General features: G+C 72.1%; 21 protein-coding genes. 10 read left to right on the forward strand and 11 right to left on the reverse strand.

From position 1 onward, the window contains the following. Positions 1-13: 13 nt before the first annotated feature. Entirely contained in the window at positions 14-385 is a 372-nt protein-coding gene (locus VO99_RS24590) for a hypothetical protein (protein ID WP_046115578.1), read from the reverse strand. A 201-nt stretch (positions 386-586) separates the two neighbouring features. On the opposite strand from VO99_RS24590, the gene VO99_RS24595 reads away from it, so the two are divergent. The 7 genes from VO99_RS24595 to VO99_RS24625 are packed head-to-tail and all read left to right on the forward strand — an operon-like array spanning position 587 to position 7,845. After that, positions 587-1,954, forward strand: coding sequence for a glycosyltransferase family 4 protein (locus VO99_RS24595; RefSeq protein ID WP_198157056.1), 1,368 nt, complete (start codon positions 587-589; stop codon positions 1,952-1,954). After that, the gene (locus VO99_RS24600) at positions 1,951-2,562 is read left to right on the forward strand and encodes a D-glycero-alpha-D-manno-heptose-1,7-bisphosphate 7-phosphatase (RefSeq protein WP_046115579.1); all 612 of its coding nucleotides are present in this window, start codon (positions 1,951-1,953) and stop codon (positions 2,560-2,562) included. The genes VO99_RS24595 and VO99_RS24600 overlap by 4 nt, the downstream gene beginning before the upstream one ends. Positions 2,563-2,570: 8 nt before the next feature. Continuing rightward, the gene (locus VO99_RS24605; RefSeq protein ID WP_052736618.1) at positions 2,571-3,701 is read left to right on the forward strand and encodes a glycosyltransferase family 9 protein; all 1,131 of its coding nucleotides are present in this window, start codon (positions 2,571-2,573) and stop codon (positions 3,699-3,701) included. Between the two features lie 28 nt (positions 3,702-3,729). Next, positions 3,730-4,812, forward strand: a complete 1,083-nt coding sequence (locus VO99_RS24610) for a glycosyltransferase family 2 protein (protein WP_083440908.1) — start codon at positions 3,730-3,732, stop codon at positions 4,810-4,812. After that, a complete protein-coding gene (locus VO99_RS24615; RefSeq protein WP_046115581.1) occupies positions 4,809-5,897 on the forward strand; it encodes a glycosyltransferase family 9 protein in 1,089 nt (362 codons plus the stop codon). The genes VO99_RS24610 and VO99_RS24615 overlap by 4 nt, the downstream gene beginning before the upstream one ends. Further along, positions 5,894-6,862 carry a glycosyltransferase family 4 protein gene (locus VO99_RS24620; protein ID WP_046115582.1) on the forward strand — a complete coding sequence of 323 codons (969 nt, stop codon included), beginning with the start codon at positions 5,894-5,896 and terminating at the stop codon, positions 6,860-6,862. Before VO99_RS24615 ends, VO99_RS24620 begins: the two co-directional genes overlap by 4 nt. Next, positions 6,859-7,845: a UDP-glucuronic acid decarboxylase family protein gene (locus tag VO99_RS24625; RefSeq protein WP_198157057.1), complete on the forward strand. Its 987-nt coding sequence runs from the start codon at positions 6,859-6,861 to the stop codon at positions 7,843-7,845. Before VO99_RS24620 ends, VO99_RS24625 begins: the two co-directional genes overlap by 4 nt. 110 nt (positions 7,846-7,955) lie before the next feature. Here the strand turns inward: VO99_RS24625 and VO99_RS24630 are convergent, their stop codons facing one another. Genes VO99_RS24630 through VO99_RS30565 form a run of 4 tightly spaced genes read right to left on the reverse strand, consistent with a single transcriptional unit; the run spans position 7,956 to position 10,226 of the window. Next, on the reverse strand, positions 7,956-8,870 hold the full coding sequence (locus VO99_RS24630) for a glycosyltransferase family 2 protein (RefSeq protein ID WP_046115583.1): 915 nt from the start codon (positions 8,868-8,870) through the stop codon (positions 7,956-7,958). Continuing rightward, entirely contained in the window at positions 8,867-9,529 is a 663-nt protein-coding gene (locus VO99_RS24635) for a PIG-L family deacetylase (RefSeq protein WP_046115584.1), read from the reverse strand. Before VO99_RS24635 ends, VO99_RS24630 begins: the two co-directional genes overlap by 4 nt. Next, on the reverse strand, positions 9,526-9,981 hold the full coding sequence (locus VO99_RS24640) for a host attachment protein (RefSeq protein WP_046115585.1): 456 nt from the start codon (positions 9,979-9,981) through the stop codon (positions 9,526-9,528). The genes VO99_RS24635 and VO99_RS24640 overlap by 4 nt, the downstream gene beginning before the upstream one ends. Then, on the reverse strand, positions 9,978-10,226 hold the full coding sequence (locus VO99_RS30565; protein WP_046115586.1) for a hypothetical protein: 249 nt from the start codon (positions 10,224-10,226) through the stop codon (positions 9,978-9,980). The genes VO99_RS24640 and VO99_RS30565 overlap by 4 nt, the downstream gene beginning before the upstream one ends. A 129-nt stretch (positions 10,227-10,355) precedes the next feature. Between VO99_RS30565 and VO99_RS29215 the strand changes: the two genes are divergently transcribed. Further along, the gene (locus tag VO99_RS29215; protein WP_052736615.1) at positions 10,356-11,201 is read left to right on the forward strand and encodes a DUF4142 domain-containing protein; all 846 of its coding nucleotides are present in this window, start codon (positions 10,356-10,358) and stop codon (positions 11,199-11,201) included. A gap of 66 nt (positions 11,202-11,267) precedes the next feature. Here VO99_RS29215 and VO99_RS24655 read toward each other — a convergent pair whose 3' ends face one another. From VO99_RS24655 to VO99_RS24665, 3 genes are all read right to left on the reverse strand, one after another. Further along, positions 11,268-11,795: a hemerythrin domain-containing protein gene (locus VO99_RS24655; RefSeq protein ID WP_046115587.1), complete on the reverse strand. Its 528-nt coding sequence runs from the start codon at positions 11,793-11,795 to the stop codon at positions 11,268-11,270. 137 nt (positions 11,796-11,932) lie between these two features. Next, a complete protein-coding gene (locus tag VO99_RS24660) occupies positions 11,933-13,243 on the reverse strand; it encodes an SDR family oxidoreductase (RefSeq protein WP_046115588.1) in 1,311 nt (436 codons plus the stop codon). A 13-nt stretch (positions 13,244-13,256) separates the two neighbouring features. Continuing rightward, complete coding sequence (locus tag VO99_RS24665) at positions 13,257-13,721, reverse strand: DUF2269 family protein (protein ID WP_046115589.1); 465 nt, start codon at positions 13,719-13,721, stop codon at positions 13,257-13,259. An 87-nt stretch (positions 13,722-13,808) separates the two neighbouring features. Here VO99_RS24665 and VO99_RS24670 point away from each other — a divergent pair, with 87 nt between their 5' ends. Next, complete coding sequence (locus VO99_RS24670) at positions 13,809-14,384, forward strand: hypothetical protein (protein ID WP_052736616.1); 576 nt, start codon at positions 13,809-13,811, stop codon at positions 14,382-14,384. Positions 14,385-14,421: 37 nt separating this feature from the next. On the opposite strand, the gene VO99_RS24675 is transcribed toward VO99_RS24670, so the two are convergent. From VO99_RS24675 to VO99_RS24685, 3 genes are all read right to left on the reverse strand, one after another. Further along, on the reverse strand, positions 14,422-15,006 hold the full coding sequence (locus VO99_RS24675) for a hypothetical protein (protein ID WP_046115590.1): 585 nt from the start codon (positions 15,004-15,006) through the stop codon (positions 14,422-14,424). Continuing rightward, the gene (locus VO99_RS24680) at positions 15,003-15,431 is read right to left on the reverse strand and encodes a phage holin family protein (protein ID WP_157039775.1); all 429 of its coding nucleotides are present in this window, start codon (positions 15,429-15,431) and stop codon (positions 15,003-15,005) included. Before VO99_RS24680 ends, VO99_RS24675 begins: the two co-directional genes overlap by 4 nt. 155 nt (positions 15,432-15,586) lie before the next feature. Next, entirely contained in the window at positions 15,587-15,805 is a 219-nt protein-coding gene (locus VO99_RS24685; protein ID WP_046115591.1) for a hypothetical protein, read from the reverse strand. Between the two features lie 167 nt (positions 15,806-15,972). Here VO99_RS24685 and VO99_RS24690 point away from each other — a divergent pair. Further along, on the forward strand, positions 15,973-16,135 hold a 163-nt coding region (locus VO99_RS24690), incomplete at its 3' end, for a manganese catalase family protein (RefSeq protein WP_046115592.1).

A 16,135-nucleotide genomic window follows, 5' to 3' on the forward strand; every position in this document is an offset into this window, starting at 1 on the left:
GCGGCCGCGCCGCTCAGCGGCGCGGCACCACGCCCTCGGGCCTCGAGCTCGGCCCGCGCAGCACCTCGTCGGCCGCTCCAGGGTCTTCCTCGCCGGCCTCGGACTCGCCCTCGATGCTGCTCTCCGGCTGCACCGGCATCTGGCCGCCGTGCTGCTGGCGGGTGGCCTGTTGCGCCTTGCGGGCCTTGATCAGCTCCGCGTCCGGATCCTCCGGCGCCACGTCGGGCGGCAGGTCGGCGTCGGGCAGCGCGGACTGGATGTGCGCGCGCTGCGGCGGCGGCACGTAGTCGCCGTAGTTGCTGCCGGCGCGGCTGCGGTCGCCTTCGTCGGTGGTGGTCACGCGGGCTTCGTTCTTGTGGCTGTGCAGCGGGTTCGGGTCGGTCATCTCGGCTCCTCGGTGGGCGGTGTGTAGGCACATCAGGCAACCCACGTTCCTGCCGGCGCTGCTTGCGGCAATTTGGTGCGGCACCGGCGCGCGGTTACAGATGGCGCGCCCAGCCATAACCGGCGGCAATGAAGAACGGGGCCGGTGGAACACCGCTTGCCATGTGGCGGCATCGGAGAACGCCGCAAGAAAGCCAACACCATGGTGCAACACCGCCGCCTGCGCATAGGCCTGATCAGCGAACACGCCTCACCGCTGGCCCATGCCGGCAGCGTCGATGCTGGAGGGCAGAACGTCTACGTCTCGCAGGTGGCGCGTGCGCTGGCTGCAATGGGCCACCACGTGGATGTGCTCACCCGCCGCGACGACGCCGCGCTGCCCGCCGTGGTGGACGTGCGCCCCGGCATGCGCGTGGTGCATATAGATGCCGGCCCACCCGAGTTCGTTCCCAAGGAAGACCTGCTCCAGCACATGCCGGCGTTCACGCGGGCCTCGCGCCACCTGATGCAGCGCAGCGTGGGCTACGACCTGCTGCATGCCAACTTCTTCATGTCGGGCTGGGTGGGGCTGGCGCTGCGCCACATCTTCGAGGTGCCGCTGGTGATGACCTTCCATGCGCTGGGCCTGGTGCGGCGAGAGCACCAGGGCAGCGCCGACACCTTCCCGGCCGCGCGCATCGACATCGAGCGCCGCATCGTGCAGGGCGCCGACCGGCTGATCGCCGAATGCCCGCAGGACCGCGACGACCTGGTGCGGCTGTACGGCGCGCAGCCCGAGACCATCTCCACCGTGCCCTGCGGCGTGGACCTGTCGATGTTCGGCCCGCGCGACCGCGCGCAGGCGCGGCGCCGACTCGGCCTGCGCGAGGACGAGTTCGTGGTGCTGCAGCTGGGCCGCCTGGTGCCGCGCAAGGGCATCGACAACGTGATCCGCGCCGTGGGCCTGATGGACCGTGCGCTGAAGCCGCGCCTGCTGGTGGTGGGCGGCGAATCGGTGGAACCCGACGAGCGACGCACGCCCGAGATCGCGCGGCTGCGCGCCGTGGCCCGCGACGCCGGCGTGGAAGACCTGGTCACCTTCACCGGCCGGCGCGACGTGGCCGAGCTGCCCGACTACTACGCCGCGGCCGACGTGTTCGTCACCACGCCGGCCTACGAGCCCTTCGGCATCACGCCGCTGGAGGCCATGGCCTGCGGCACGCCGGTGGTGGGCAGCGCGGTGGGCGGCATCCAGTACAGCGTGGTGGATGGCGTCACCGGCTACCTGGTGCCGCCCAAGCATCCGGCCGCACTGGCCGAGCGCCTGTCCTGGCTGTGCGCCAATCCGGCGCTGCGCGGCGCACTCGGCCGCGCCGGCATGGCGCGGGTGCGCTCGCAGTTCACCTGGGACCGCGTGGCCAGCCAGCTGGCCGAGGTGTACCAGGAGGTGTGCGAGGCCGATGCCGCGGTGCTGCAGCGGCCGCACCAGGCCTTGCACCGCGGCGCCGGGCTGCCTGCTGCCGCCACGCTGCCCAAGCCGGCGGCCCAGGCGCTGGTGCTGGCCGCCGCGCCGCGCGGCCTGGGCGCATGAAGCGCGCCGTCTTCCTGGACAAGGACGGCACGCTGGTCGAGGACGTGCCCTGGAACGTGGATCCGGCGCTGCTGCGCTTCACGCCGCAGGCCCTGCCGGCGTTGCAGCGGTTGGCCGCGGCCGGCTACCTGCTGGTCATCGTCACCAACCAGTCGGGCCTGGCCACCGGGCGCTTCACCGCGGCCGAGTTCGGCGTGCTGCAGCAGGCGCTGCTGCAGCGCCTGCGCGAGGAAGCCGGCATCGAGATCGCCGGCCTGTACCTGTGCCCGCATGCGCCGGCGCCCGACGGCAGCACCCTGTGCGACTGCCGCAAGCCGCAGCCCGGCATGCTGCTGCAGGCAGCGCAGGCGCATGACATCGACCTGGCGAACAGCTGGATGGTGGGCGACATCCTGAACGACGTGGAAGCCGGCCGCCGCGCCGGCTGCCGCACGGTGCTGCTGGACCGCGGCGGCGAGACGGAATGGCTGCTGACGCCGATGCGCACGCCTCACCATGTGTGCGAGGACCTGGCCAGCGCGGCCGACGCCATCCTGGACAGCGATGCCGTGGTGGCCGCCTCCGCGCGGCGGGCCGCCGCGTCGCCCGGCACGGAGCTGCGCCGGTGATGGCGGCCATGCCGACCGACCTGGCCGCGCCCTGGCGCGGCGTGCGCCGCCTGCTGGCGGTGCGGCTGGACAACCTGGGCGACGTGCTGATGACCACGCCCGCGCTGGCCGCCATCAAGCAGGCCCTGCCGGGCGTGCACACGACACTGCTGGCCTCGCCGGCCGGCGCGGCGCTGCAGCCGCACCTGCCCGACGTCGACGAGGTCATCACCTTCGAGGCGCCCTGGGTGCAGTCCCGCTGCACTGCCGCCCAGGCCGGCCCGGCGGTGCAGGACCTGGTGCAGCGCCTGGCCGCCGGCCGCTTCGACGCGGTGGTGGTCTTCACCGTGTGCACGCAGAGCGCGCTGCCGATGGCGATGGTGGCAATGCAGGCCGGCATCCCGCTGCGGCTGGCGCATTGCCGCGAGAACCCCTATCACCTGCTGAGCCACTGGGTGCGCGACGCCGAGGTGCCGGGCGACGGCATGCGCCACGAGGTGCAGCGCCAGCTCGACCTGCTGGCCGCGGTGGGCATCGCGCCGCCGGCGCAGGGCCTGCCGGGCCGCCCCGCCACCGGCCTGCGCTTCATGCCGGCGCCGGCCGATGCGGCCTCGCTGGCAGCCAAGCTGGCGCAGGCCGGCATGGACCCGGCCGCGCCGTGGTTCGTGGTGCATCCCGGGGCCAGTGCGGAATCGCGGCGCTATCCGGCCGAGCGCTTCGCCAAGGCGGCCCAGGCAGTGGCCGAGGCCGGCGGCGGCCATGCAGTGATCGTGGGCGGGCCGGCCGAGGCCGCGCTGGTGCAGGCCGCGCGGCCGGCGCAGGCGCCCAGCACCGCGCTGGTCGGTGGCCTGTCGCTGGGCGAGCTGGCCGCGCTCATCGCCGGCGCCCGCATCACGCTGTGCAACAACAGCGGGCCGGCCCACATCGCCGCCGCGCTGGGCGCGCCGGTGGTGGTGCTGTATGCGCTGACCAATCCGCAGCACACGCCGTGGCAGACGCCAGCGCGCGTGCTCAGCCACGACGTGCCCTGCCGCAACTGCCTGCGCAGCGTCTGCCCCATGGGCCACCACGCCTGCCTGCTGGGCGTGCCGGCCGACGTGGTGGCCGATGCCGCGGTGCGGCTGATGCATGCCACGCCGCTGGCCACCGCGCCCGCCTGATCCCACAGAACAAGAAGGAGCCCGTTCCATGAGTGCATCCCTCACCGGTGGCGGCCTGCCGGCCTTCGGCGCCCCGGCCGGCCAGCTGCCCACCGCCGCCGATGGCCAGGCCCCGTCGGGCAGCCTGCCCACGCGCGGCCCGCGGCCCGAGGTGGCGGTGGTGATGGCCACCTACCGCCGGCCCGACATGCTGCGCCGCTGCCTGGAGGCGGTGGTGGGTCAGAGCCTGGCGGGCGACCGCTACGAGGTGGTGGTGGTGGACGATGGCCCCGACGACGACACCCGCCGCGTGGTGGAGTCGATGGATGCCGCCACCGGCGGCGCGCCCGCGGTGCGCTACCTGCGCAACGTGGGCAAGGGCCCGGCCACCGCGCGCAACGTGGGCTGGCGCGCCAGTGCCGCGCCGCTCATCGCCTTCACCGACGACGACACCGTGCCCGATGCCGACTGGCTGCGCGAAGGCCTGGCCGCAATGTCGTCGGGCCATGCCGCCGCCAGCGGCCGCGTGCGCGTGCCGGTGGAGGGCGCACCCACCGACCATGCCCGCATGACGCAGGGCCTGGAGACGGCCGAGTTCGTCACCGCCAATGCCTTCGTGCGGCGCGACATCCTGCTGCGCGTGGGCGGCTTCGACGAGCGCTTCAAGCGTGCCTGGCGCGAGGACTCGGACCTGCATTTCGCCATCCTCTCCCTGGGCGCCGAGGTGATCCGCGCCGACAGGGCGGTGGTGCTGCATCCGGTGCGGCCGGCGCCCTGGGGCATCTCGCTGGGCCAGCAGAAGAACGTGGTGTTCGACGGCCTGCTCTACAAGAAGCACCGCGCGCTGTTCCGGCAGAAGGTGCGCACGCAGCCGCCGTGGCTGTACCTGGGCATCGTGGGCCTCACCGGTGCCGCGCTCGTCGCCCTGGCCAACGGTGCGCCGCAGGCCGCGGGCTGGTGCGGATTGGGTGCGCTGCTGGGCATCGGCCGCTTCGCCTGGCTGCGGCTGCGCGGCGCCTCGCACGATCCGGCCCATGTGTGGGAGATGCTGTGCACCTCGGCCGCCATCCCGTTCCTGGCGCTGTGGTGGCGGGTGGTGGGCGCCTGGCGCTTCAAGGTGATCTACCCATGACGCCGCAGCCACTGCCGCCGCTGCTGCCGGACGGGCCCCGCCGCATCGGCGTGTTCCGCGCGCTGATGCTGGGCGACATGCTGTGCGCGGTGCCGGCGCTGCGTGCCATCGCGGCGCGCTGGCCGGAAGCCGAGCTGGTGCTGATCGGCCTGCCCTGGGCCCGTGAATGGGCGAACCGGCTGCCGATGGTCTCGCGCTTCGTGGAGTTTCCGGGCTGGCCGGGCCTGCCCGAACGCGAGACCGACCTGGCCGCCTTGCCCGGCTTCTTCCAGGCGATGCAGGCCGAGCGCTTCGACCTGATGATCCAGCTGCACGGCAGCGGCAGCATCATCAACAACCTGCTGGCCGCGTGCGCGCCGCAGCGGCTGGCCGGCTTCGCCGAGCCCGACGACCTGGCCACCGAGCCGGAGCTGTTCACCCGCTGGCCACGGCAGGGCCATGAGATCGAACGGCTGCTGCATCTCACCGACCACCTGGGCCTGCCGCGCCAGGGCACCGGCATGCTGCTGCCGCTGACCGACGACGACCGCGCACGCGCGGCCGCGCTGGTGGGCGACGGGCCGCCTTACGCCTGCGTGCATGCGGGCGCGCGTTTCACCTCCCGCCGCTGGCCGGCCGAGCGCTTCGCGGCGGTGGCCGACCGGCTGGCCGGGCAGGGCCTGCGCATCGTGCTCACCGGCAGCGAAGGCGAGCGCGAGGTGGTGCAGCGGGTGAAGCAGGCCATGCGGCATGAGGCGCTGGACCTCACCGCCCGCACCGACTTCTGGTCGCTGGCCGCACTGGTGGAAGGCGCCCGGCTGCTGCTGAGCAACGACACCGGCCTGTCGCATGTGGCGGCGGCGGTGGGCGCGCCCAGCGTGGTGGTCAGCTCCGGCAGCGACGTGGACCGCTGGGCACCGCTGGACGTGCAGCGCCACACGGTGCTGTGGTCGCCCGCGCCTTGCCGGCCCTGCGGGCATGAGCACTGCCCCTACCAGCATGAATGCGCGCTGGCCGTCAGCGTGGACGAGGTGGCCGCGGTGGCCCTGCGCCGCGCGGTGGACACCTCCCTGTCGGCCCGCGTGGCCGAGGAAGCAACTGCATGAACACCCCCACCTCCAAGCGCCTGCGCGTGCTCACCTGGCATGTGCACGGCAACTACCTGTACTACCTGACGCAGGCGCCGCACGACTTCTACCTGGCCACGCTGCCTGGCCATCCGTCGGGCCACGTGGGCAAGGTGGGCGTGCTGCCCTGGGGCGACAACGTGCACGAGGTGCCGGCCGACGCGCTGGGCGAGCATGAGTTCGACTGCGTGCTCTACCAGCATGAACGGCACTGGCACGACGACCGCATGAGCCGCCTGACGCCGGCGCTGCGCGACCTGCCCACGCTGTTCGTGGAGCACGATCCGCCGCAGGGCCATCCCACCGACACCCGCCATCCGGCGGCCGGCAGCGGCGCGCACATCGTGCACGTCACGCCCTTCAATGCGCTGATGTGGGACAACGACGATGCGCCGGTGAGCATCATCGACCACGGCGTGCTCATACCCGAAGGCGTGCGCTACAGCGGCGAGCGCAACGAGGGCATCGTCGTCGTCAACCACCTGCAGCAGCGCGGCCGCCGGCTGGGCGCCGACGTCTTCGAGCAGGTGCGCCAGCAGGTGCCGCTGCAGCTGGTGGGCATGGACAGCCTGCGCATGGGCGGGCTGGGCGAGGTGGGCAACCTGGACCTGGCCGCGGCCATGGCGCAGTACCGCTTCTTCTTCAACCCGATCCGCTACACCAGCCTGGGGCTGGCGGTGATCGAGGCCATGATGGTGGGGCTGCCCATCATCGGCCTGGCCACCACCGAACTCACGACGGTGATCCGCAACGGGGTCAATGGTTATGTGGACACCCGGATCGACCGCCTGGTGGAGGTGATGCGCATGCTGATCAACGAACCCGACACCGCCCGCCGGTGGGGCGAGGCCGCTCGCCAGACGGCGCTGGAGCGCTTCAACATCCAGCGCTTCTCGGCCGACTGGGACCGCGTGCTGACCGACGTGGCCGGGGGTGCGAAATGAGCAGCCCGCCCCGCCCCCTGCATGCCAGGCGTGTCGTCGTCACCGGCGGTGCCGGCTTCATCGGATCGCACCTGTGCCGCAGGCTGCTGGACGCCGGCGCCGAGGTGCTGTGCGTGGACAACTTCTACACCGGCTCGCGGGCGCTGATCGCGCCGCTGCTGGGCCATGCGCGCTTCGAGCTGCTGCGCCATGACGTGACCTTCCCGCTGTACGTGGAGTGCGACGAGATCTACAACCTGGCCTGCCCCGCCTCGCCGGTGCACTACCAGCTGGACCCGGTGCAGACCACCAAGACCAGCGTGCACGGCGCCATCAACATGCTGGGCCTGGCCAAGCGGGTGAAGGCGCGCATCCTGCAGGCCAGCACCAGCGAGGTGTACGGCGACCCGCTGGTGCATCCGCAGAAGGAAGACTACTGGGGCCATGTGAACCCCATCGGCCCGCGCAGCTGTTATGACGAAGGCAAGCGCTGCGCCGAGACGCTGTTCATGGACTACCGGCGCCAGCACAAGCTGCGGGTGAAGGTGGCGCGCATCTTCAACACCTACGGTCCGCACATGCACCCGGGCGATGGCCGCGTGGTCAGCAACTTCATCGTCCAGGCCCTCACCGGCCAGCCGATCACGCTCTACGGCGATGGCCAGCAGACGCGCAGCTTCTGCCATGTGAGCGACACGGTGGATGCGCTGATGAAGCTGATGGGCACCCGCGACGACTTCGCCGGCCCGGTGAACATCGGCAATCCGGTGGAGCGCAGCATGCTGGACATCGCCCGGCTGGTGCTGGAGCTCACGGGTTCCAGGTCCGAGCTGGTCTTCGAGCCGCTGCCGCAGGACGACCCGCGCCAGCGCTGCCCGGACATCACCCTGGCCCGCGAGGAGCTGGGCTGGCAGCCCACGGTGGAATTGCGCAACGGGCTGCTGGACACCATCGCCTGGTTCGACAAGTGCCTGGCGGGCGGGCCGGAGGATCGCAGGATGTGAGGCGGCGCGTCGGCCGGTGGCTTGAACCTGCTTGCCCGATGCCGACGACCTGCCAAGCCTGCCCCGCTGCCGTGAACGGCGGGCACGGCCACGTCTGAAGACGGCGGCGCCTATTGCCGCTGCGCCACCACCGGCGTGCTCGGCGCATCGGCCGCCAGGGCGCCGCCGCGGTGCACCAGCCACCAGTCGCGCACCACCTGCGGCGGCAGCACGCGGCGCTGCCGCAGCACCCAGGGCAGGCCCGCCATCGCGGCACGCAGGCCTTCGCGCCGCAGGCCCTGCTGGCGGGCGTCGCGCAGCACGCTGCGTGTCTCGTCCCAGGCCACCGCCAGCGGCAGGCGCAGCCAGGCCAGCCACAGCCGGTTGCGGATCAGGCTGGCGCGGCGGCGGTGCAGGTCGCGCGCGGGGGAAGGATGGTGGTGCGTCACCATGTCGTGCCGGTAGCACAGGGCCCAGCCGCGGGCCTGCAGGTCGAAGGCCAGCAGGGCTTCCTCGGCGCCCAGGAAGAAGCGCGGCTCGTAGCCACCGGCCTCGAGAAAGGCGGTGGTGCGCATCACCACCGCGCCGGCCATGAAGCCCACCAGGGCCGGGCCGGGCAGGCCGCGTGCATCCAGCGGGCTGTGGGCCATCACGTCGCAGGTGGGGTCGGTGCGGCCCTCCGGCTCCACGATCACGCGGGCATTGAGGGCGGCCACGCGCGGATGGGCATCCAGCAGGTCGGCCGCCCGCGCCAGCGCGCCGGGCGCCCACCAGGTGTCGTCGTCGCAAAAGGCCACGTAGGGCGTGCGCACCTGGGCCACGCCGCTGTTGCGGCCGGCGGCGCCGCGGTTGGTGGGCTCGCGCACCAGCCGCACCTGCGGATGCTCGGCCCGCACCCGCTCGGCGGTGCCGTCGGTGCTGGCGTTGTCCACCACGATGATTTCGGGCCGCTCGGGCAGGGCCTGCAAGCTGTGCAGCACGCCCATCAGTTCGTCGGCCCGGTTGTAGGTCAGCACCACGATGCTGATGCGAGGGTTGGCATTCATCCGAGTTGCAGGCGCCAGAAGCGCTCGGGGTGTCGGGTGTCGGCCAGGCCGTCGGGTCCGAAGGCCCGGGCCTGGCTGGGATAGGCCGCGATGGCACGCGCCTTGGCGGCGGCCTCGCCGGCCGGCGGCTGCAGCAGCGGCGTGGCCTGGATGCCGGCCTGCTGCAAGGTGGCCAGGCGCGCCTGCACCAGGCCGGGCATGGCGCGGTACAGCGCCTCCTCGTAGCCGAGGGCCTCGGCCCGGCCCACCGCGCGCAAGGCCTGCAGGCAGGCCTGGTGCACCAGGTCATGGTCAGAATGGAACAGGCCCAGCGGCACCAGCACCGGCGCTTCGGCCGGCAGTTCATGCAGCAGCCCGGCCAGCGCCTGGGCCACTTCGTCGATGCGGGGCGAGGCCTCGTACTGGCTGTCCAGAAAGGGCAGCCAGCTAGGATGTGCGCCCACGGCCTGCAAGGCCTCGCGGTCCTCGGCCAGCCGGGCCGCCATGGCCTGGCCGGCGCCGTCGAAGCCGCATTGGCGGTCCCAATCGGTCAGCCGGCCGGCATCGGGTGGCGTGCCGGCCAGCACCGTCACCACGCAGGTGCCGGGGTGGGCGGCCAGCCACTCGCCGCAGCCGAACACCGCATCGTCCAGATGCGGCGAGACGAGCAGCGCCCTCATCCGCCGGCAGGGAACAGCCGTGCGGTGAGTTCCTCGGCGCGCATGTGCGTCAGGTCATGGTTGTCGTCGTCGGTGATGACCGCCGCCACCTGCTTGCTGCAGGCCTTGCGCAGCAGGCCCAGGAAACGCGGCGCGGCCACCACGCGCAGCGTCTGGTAGCGGCCGGCCTGCAGGGACTCGGCCAGCCACTGCGCCACGGTGCGGGCGAACACCTCGGCATGCTGGTGCGTCTCGTCCAGCCCGGCGGAGGTGGTGGCATTGCTCGCATGCTCGGTGCCGCCGCGCCGACCGTGGCCGTCATGGCGCATGTCGGCGTCCTTGGCGTGGGCATCGGGGTCGGTGAGGGTGTGCACTTCCTGCAGCGTGGCGCCGGGCTTGGGCAGCTCGTACACATGGGCCACCGCCTCGTCGGCCACCAGCACCCAGAGCTTGTCGTTCGATGCGTTGCTCATCCCGCCTTCCTCCCGGAGGCCTGGCCGCCGGCATCGCCGTTGTCGCTGCCGGTGGCAGCGCGGTCGGCATTGCGGGCCAGCGAACTCTCGGCGTTGTCCATCGCCTGCTGCTCGGGCGTGTCGTTGGCCTGCTCCAGCTCGGTGCCGCCGTCCAGCACTTCGGCCAGTCCTTCCTGTTCCTTCACCGCATCACGGCGTTCGTTCATCGGCCGGCCGGGGCCGGAAACCTGCGTGGGATTGGTCATCGGTGTTCTCCGTGGGGTTCAGGTGCCGGCTTTTCGGCAAGCGCCATGCCGAAGCGACCGCACACGGGGGCACGTCACTTGCCGTTGCACGGGTGCTGCGGCCGTTTGCCGCGACGGAGCGACGAGACCATGACATCCATCAAGAACAAGCCCTTCCTGCCCACCCCGCAACGCCCGTTGGCCGGCCTGCTGATCGTCGCGGCGGGCCTGCTGGCCGCCGGCTGCGACCGCGGCGCGCCGAACACCGATGCCAACGGCATGGCGCCCAACACGCCGGCCGCATCCGGCGTGGGGCCGGGCGTGGGCAACAGCCCCACCAACGCCGGCGCGCCGCCGCCGGATTCACCGGAGAACAGCCGCACCGGCAGCCGCGTGGGCATCCCGCAGGGCAGCCCGGAAGCCGGCATGGCGACGCCGGAGAACACGCCCACCACCGGCGGCGTCGGCGCGGTGGCGCCATCGCCCGGGGCCGCCGCCTCGGCCGCGCCGCCGGCCAGCGGCACCAGCTCCACCGCGCCGGGCCCCGCCGTGCCGTTGAGTGCCAGCGAGAAGGCCTTCATGGCCGCGGCCCATGTGGCCGGCCTCTACGAGATCGAGGTGGGCCGCATCGGCGCCGAGCGTGCGCAGGACACCAAGGTGAAGGCGTTGGCAGGCCATCTCGTGTCCGAGCACAGCGTGGCAAACGATGCCCTGCGTGGCCTGGCCGCACTGCGCAACGTGGAGCTGCCCACCAGCCTGCCGCCCGATCGCCAGGCCGACATCGACAAGCTGAAGAAGGCGCCGGCCGCGCAGTTCGACGAGACCATGGTGCAGGCCGTGGTGATCCCGGCGCACCAGGACGACATCGCCCGCTTCGAGCGCGCCCAGCAGGACGCCCGCGACCCCGAGCTGAAGGCCTTCATCCAGCGCACGCTGCCCACGCTGCACCAGCACCTGAAGAGCGCGCAGACGCTGGCCCTGCCGCCCAAGAGCTGAGGCCGCGGCAGGCGTGAAAAAGGCGGCCGAGGCCGCCTTTTTTGTTGCCGCTGGAGTCCGGCAGGCTCAGTGCGCAAGCACGGCCTTGCCTTCCATCAGCTCCTGCTTGCGGGCCAACAGCTCGGCGCCCACGGCCTTGATGTCGATGCGGCGGCGCAGCTTGGGGAACATCTCTTCCTGTTCCTCCTTCACGTGGTGCTCGATGTACTCGCCCAGCACCGTGACCTTGGCGTCGTACAGGTCATCGTCGGCGGTCATCGACTCGATCTGCGCGATCAGGTCCTTGGCGCTGGCGTGCTCCACGGTGGCTTCGTCCACCAGGTCGGCCTCGGGCAGCACTTCGCGGGCGGCCGGATAGAAGATCTCTTCCTCGATCTGCGCATGCACCGTCAGCAGCAGGCAGATCTGGTTGGCCAGCGCCTCGCGCTCCTGCGCGCCGGCCTCGGCCTTCACCAGCTTCTCGTACTTCTTGAAGAGCTTCTTCACCTCGTCATGGTCCTGCGTCAGCAGGGTCAGGGCGTCGGGCGCTTCCTTGTCCTTGCGGGCAGGCGCGGCGCGGGTGGTTCGGGTGGTGGCGGTGTTGGCGGTAGGCATTGGGTACATCCTCATGTATGGGTACAAGGCCTTCAGGCTATCGAAGCTTGCAGCGCTTGTGGGCCCCGCAGGGGCTTGTCGCGGCCAAGCCGCACGGCTGCGTGGCCGGCTGTCCGACACGCCGGTCGGACAGCGGATCAACCGGGCGCCCCACGGCGCCTTTGTCGCGGCTTTTCGAAGGCCAGCAGCACGCACAGCGCCGCGGCGATGGGCAGGTTCTTCAGCACCGGGCCATACGGATGCAGCCAGTAGTCGGGCAGCTTCAGCGTGATGACCACGGTGTAGAAACCCATCAGCCCCAGCTGCGCCCACCACAGCCAGCGCCGTGGATGCAGCAGCGTTGCCAGGCCCAGCGCCAGGTCGAAGGTGGCCGCGCCGTACAGCATCAGCACCGCCAGCGGGCCGGTGATGCCGGTGCGCGCCAGCAGCGCCAGGCTGTCGGCCACCGGGTAGAGGCCGTAGGACACCACGGCCGTGACCAGCCACACCAGCGCCAGGCTCAGCCGCAGCATCGCCAGCGCCAGCGGCAGCCGCGCCACGGGCAGGGCCGCCTGCCGCAGCGGCCCGACGAAGCCGGTGGCCGCCCGCGGCGCGCGGCCCAGCAGGCGGGTGACGTCATGTGCATCGGCCACGTTGCCCCGCTGCAGCATCTGCCAGGTCTGCCGGTTGAGCACCGAGCCCGGCAGGTGGTCGCCTGCCGCGGCCAACCGGTCCATCAGCCCGCGCGGCAACGGCAGGAAGCGCGCCGGGCGCAGGCCCATGCCGGCGCGCAGGGCCGCCAGGTAGCCGCGCAGCGGCAGCGGTTCCGGGCCGACGATGGCCAGCCGCCGCGGCGCGTCGGCGGCCACCTCGTCGTGCAGCAGCAGCCGCATGACGGTGGCCACCACGTCGTCCACATGCACCGGCTGGATGGCGCCCGCGCCTTGCGGCAGCGGCACGGCCAGCGGTGCGGCCGCCAGCTGCAGCAGCTGCTGCGTGCTGGCGCCGTCGATGCCGAACACCAGCGAAGGCTGCAGCACGAAGCCCTGCACCGGCAGCGCCAGCAAGGCTTCGTCCGCCGTGCGCTTGCTCAGGTGGAAGGTGGTGCTGGCCTGCGCATCCGCACCCAGGGCCGAAAGCTGCAGCACCCGTTTCACACGGGCATCGGCGCAGGCCTCGAACAGCGCGATCGGCCCGCGCGCATGCAGTGCGTGGAAGGTGTTGCGGCCGTGCTCGGCGGCGATGCCCACGGCATTGACCACCGCATCGGCACGTTCGAGCGTGGTGCGGCAGCCGGCCAGCGGATCGTCGGCCGCGAAGTCCAGCGCCACGCAGCGGCGCTGGGGATGCTGGCGCTGGTAGGCATCGGGATCGCGCACGCCGCACACCAGGGTGTGGCCGGCGTCCTCGATGGCCTGCGCGATGCGGCTGCCGATGAAGCCGCTGGCCCCGGCCAGCAGGATCAGCATGGCGTGCGCGGCTTCATTGCGGCTTGGCCACCATCAGCCAGAAAACGATCACCAGGCCCACGAAGGCCGGTATGCCCAGCAGCACCCACCAGCGCAGGAAGCGCCAGTAGCGCTCGGGCAGCTCGGTGCCGGTGGCCACCGCATGGCGGGCCATGTCGCGCATGCGCAGCTGGATCCACACCACCGGCAGCCAGCAGGCGCCGGCCACGAAGTACAGCACGAAGGACCAGAAGATCCAGGTGGTGGTGAGCGGCAGCTGCGCGATGTGGGCCATCGCCAGGCCGGTGGCGGGCTGCACGATGATGGTGGTGGTGGTGAAGATGGCATCGGCCACCACCACATGGCCCACCACCGTGGCGGCCACCCGCGGATCGCGCGTCAGGCTGGCCAGCAGCATGTAGTAGGCCGAGCCGATGCCCGTGCCGAACAGGATGGTGGACGACAGCACGTGCAGCCATTTGAGGAGGAGGTAGCTCATGGGCGGGTGGGTTGGCGCGTGGGTGCCAGGGCATCTGGTTTGCCTCGGTTGCGGCAACCGGCATTCCGCCGGCATGAAAGGACGTTCATGCGCTACGAAAGCACCGGCGCGGCCCGAAGCGCGCTGCGGATCATCGAAGGCGGCCTCAGCCAGGTTCGCCAGGCACCCTTGGCCGGCGTGCGGCCCACCTCGGCGCTGTGGTGGGGCGGCATGGCGGCCAACCTGCTGTCGGCCGCGGTGCTGATGCTGCGGGGCCGGCAGGAATCCACCACGCTGGGGCCCATCAACGCGGTGAGCCACTGGGCCTACGGCAAGGAAGCGCTGCAGCAGGACGATGCCACCTTGCGCCACACCGCCACCGGTGCCGCCATCCATGCCGGCAGCAGCCTGTTCTGGGCGGCGCTGTACGACTTCGTGGTGGTCAAGCCGCTGTTGCGCCGCCAGCCGGTGGCCAGCGAGCCGATGGCTGCCGCGGCGCCGCTGCTGGTGGGCGCCGCGGCAGTGGCCACGGTGGCCGCGGCCGTGGACCTGAAGCTGGTGCCCGAGCGGCTGACGCCAGGCTTCCAGCACCGGCTGTCGAACACCAGCCTGGTGTTGACGTATGCGGCCTTCGGCGTGGGCCTGGCCGTGGGCGGCCTGCTGCAACTGCGCGGTCGGCGCTGAGGCGCCGGATAGGGCCGGGCGCTGCCCGGCCCGGGCGTCAGTAGCCCTTGTCGGGCGGCGGCGCCACCGGCACCGTGGGCGGTGCCGTCTCTGCGCGGGCAGCACGGGCGTTGTGGGCCCGGGTGGCCCGCTTGGCCTCGCGCGCGGCCTTCCAGTCCATCGCCGTGCGCGCGATGCGGAAGATGCGCATCGGCCACCAGCCGCCCGGCGCAAAGGCCGATGCGGCCGCCGCGGCCGGGGAACGGGCCGGCAGCACGAAGGGCGCCAGGATCAGGCCCAGCCGCGCCATGGCACCGAACAGGCCCGGCTTCTCGCCCGGGGGCAGCGCGCCCGGCGGCAGCGCATGGCCATAGCGGTAGGCCTCCTGGCGGGCGCGCGCGCGGGCCTCGGCCCGCGGGTCGTGGCGCACCGCCTTCACCACCCGCCAGGCGATCCAGGCCGTGGCCAGCGCGCCCACGCCGATCAGGGCCACGCGGCCGCCGGAGCGGGCGGCCACGCGGGTCTGGCGAGAGACGTCGTCGATGCGTTGCAGCAGCCGGCGGTCGTGCAGCATCACGTCGCGCTCGGCGCGGCGGATGCGTTCGTCCAGCGGCAGGTCGCTGGGGGTGTGCTGCGTGGTCATGGCGACACCTCGTTCGGACTGTTGGCGTTCTTCACGGTGAAGTGGTGCAGCGTGGCCGGCAAGGCCAGCAGCGGCACCATCGCCACCGCGCGCCAGGCCAGCAGCCCGGCCGCGGCCAGGTTCACCACCAGCACCAGCACCATGGTCCAGATCGGCGACCAGCCGGCCACCTGCACCAGCATCAGCACCACCGCGGCCCACAGCGCGATCCAGCCCGTCAGGGCCACCACCGCGGCCAGCACCAGCAGCGCGATGATCTTGGGCAGCACGTCACGGGCGCGGCGCAGCTCCAGGGCCAGCAGGTGCACACGGGCGCTGAGCGCCGCCGCGGCTTCCTGCAACAGGCCCTGGATGCCGGCAGGCAAGCCTGCCAGGCCCTGGCGCGTGCCGCCGTCAGGGGGTGGGGAGCCGGGGGAACGGTTCATGCTGGCCTTTCGTCGTGGAATCGGGGACGCACGCACCTGATGGTCGTGCTTGATACACCTGTTGGCAATTCAAGTGCCGACGTTCTTTGCAGGGCGAAACACTTCGGCGCCCGGGCCGGGTGCGGCAAAGATTGCCGCCGCGCCCGGTCCCTGGCTCAACGCTTGGTGCCGGTCTCGTCGGACTGGCCGATCACCCTCGTCTCGCCGGCCTCGGGCTTCAGCCCGCCGATGCCGCTGCCGCCATCGAAGCCCTCGCTCATGTTCTCGAGGGCGGCCTTGCTCTGTTCACTGTTGCGCTTGGCGGTGTCGTCCTCGCGCTTCTTGTCCTTGTCGCCCAGGTTGTCGGCGCCGCCTTGGCTGGTGGGGATGGTCATCGTGCTTCCTTCGTCTGTGGTGGGGGTATCGGGGCGGTCAAGGCAAACGGCCTGCCGCCCAGCACCGCAGGCCGCCGCGCCTGCGGAACGCGCATTGCCGTGAGGGGGCAGGCCTGCTCGCAGGCTCCGCGCAATCGATCGACGACACCACCCTTGAAGGAAGATTCATGTTCGTTCACAACAAGCGACTCCAATACACCGTCCGCGTCAGCGAAAGCAACCCGGGCCTGGCCAACCTCATGCTGGAACAGTTCGGCGGCCCGCAGGGCGAGCTGGCCGCCGCCTGCCGCTACTTCACTCAGTACCTGGGAGAGGACGACCCGGGCCGCA

The sequence above is a fragment of the Aquincola tertiaricarbonis genome (assembly GCF_000969605.1).
GTDB classification, from domain to species: Bacteria; Pseudomonadota; Gammaproteobacteria; order Burkholderiales; family Burkholderiaceae_C; genus Aquincola; species Aquincola tertiaricarbonis.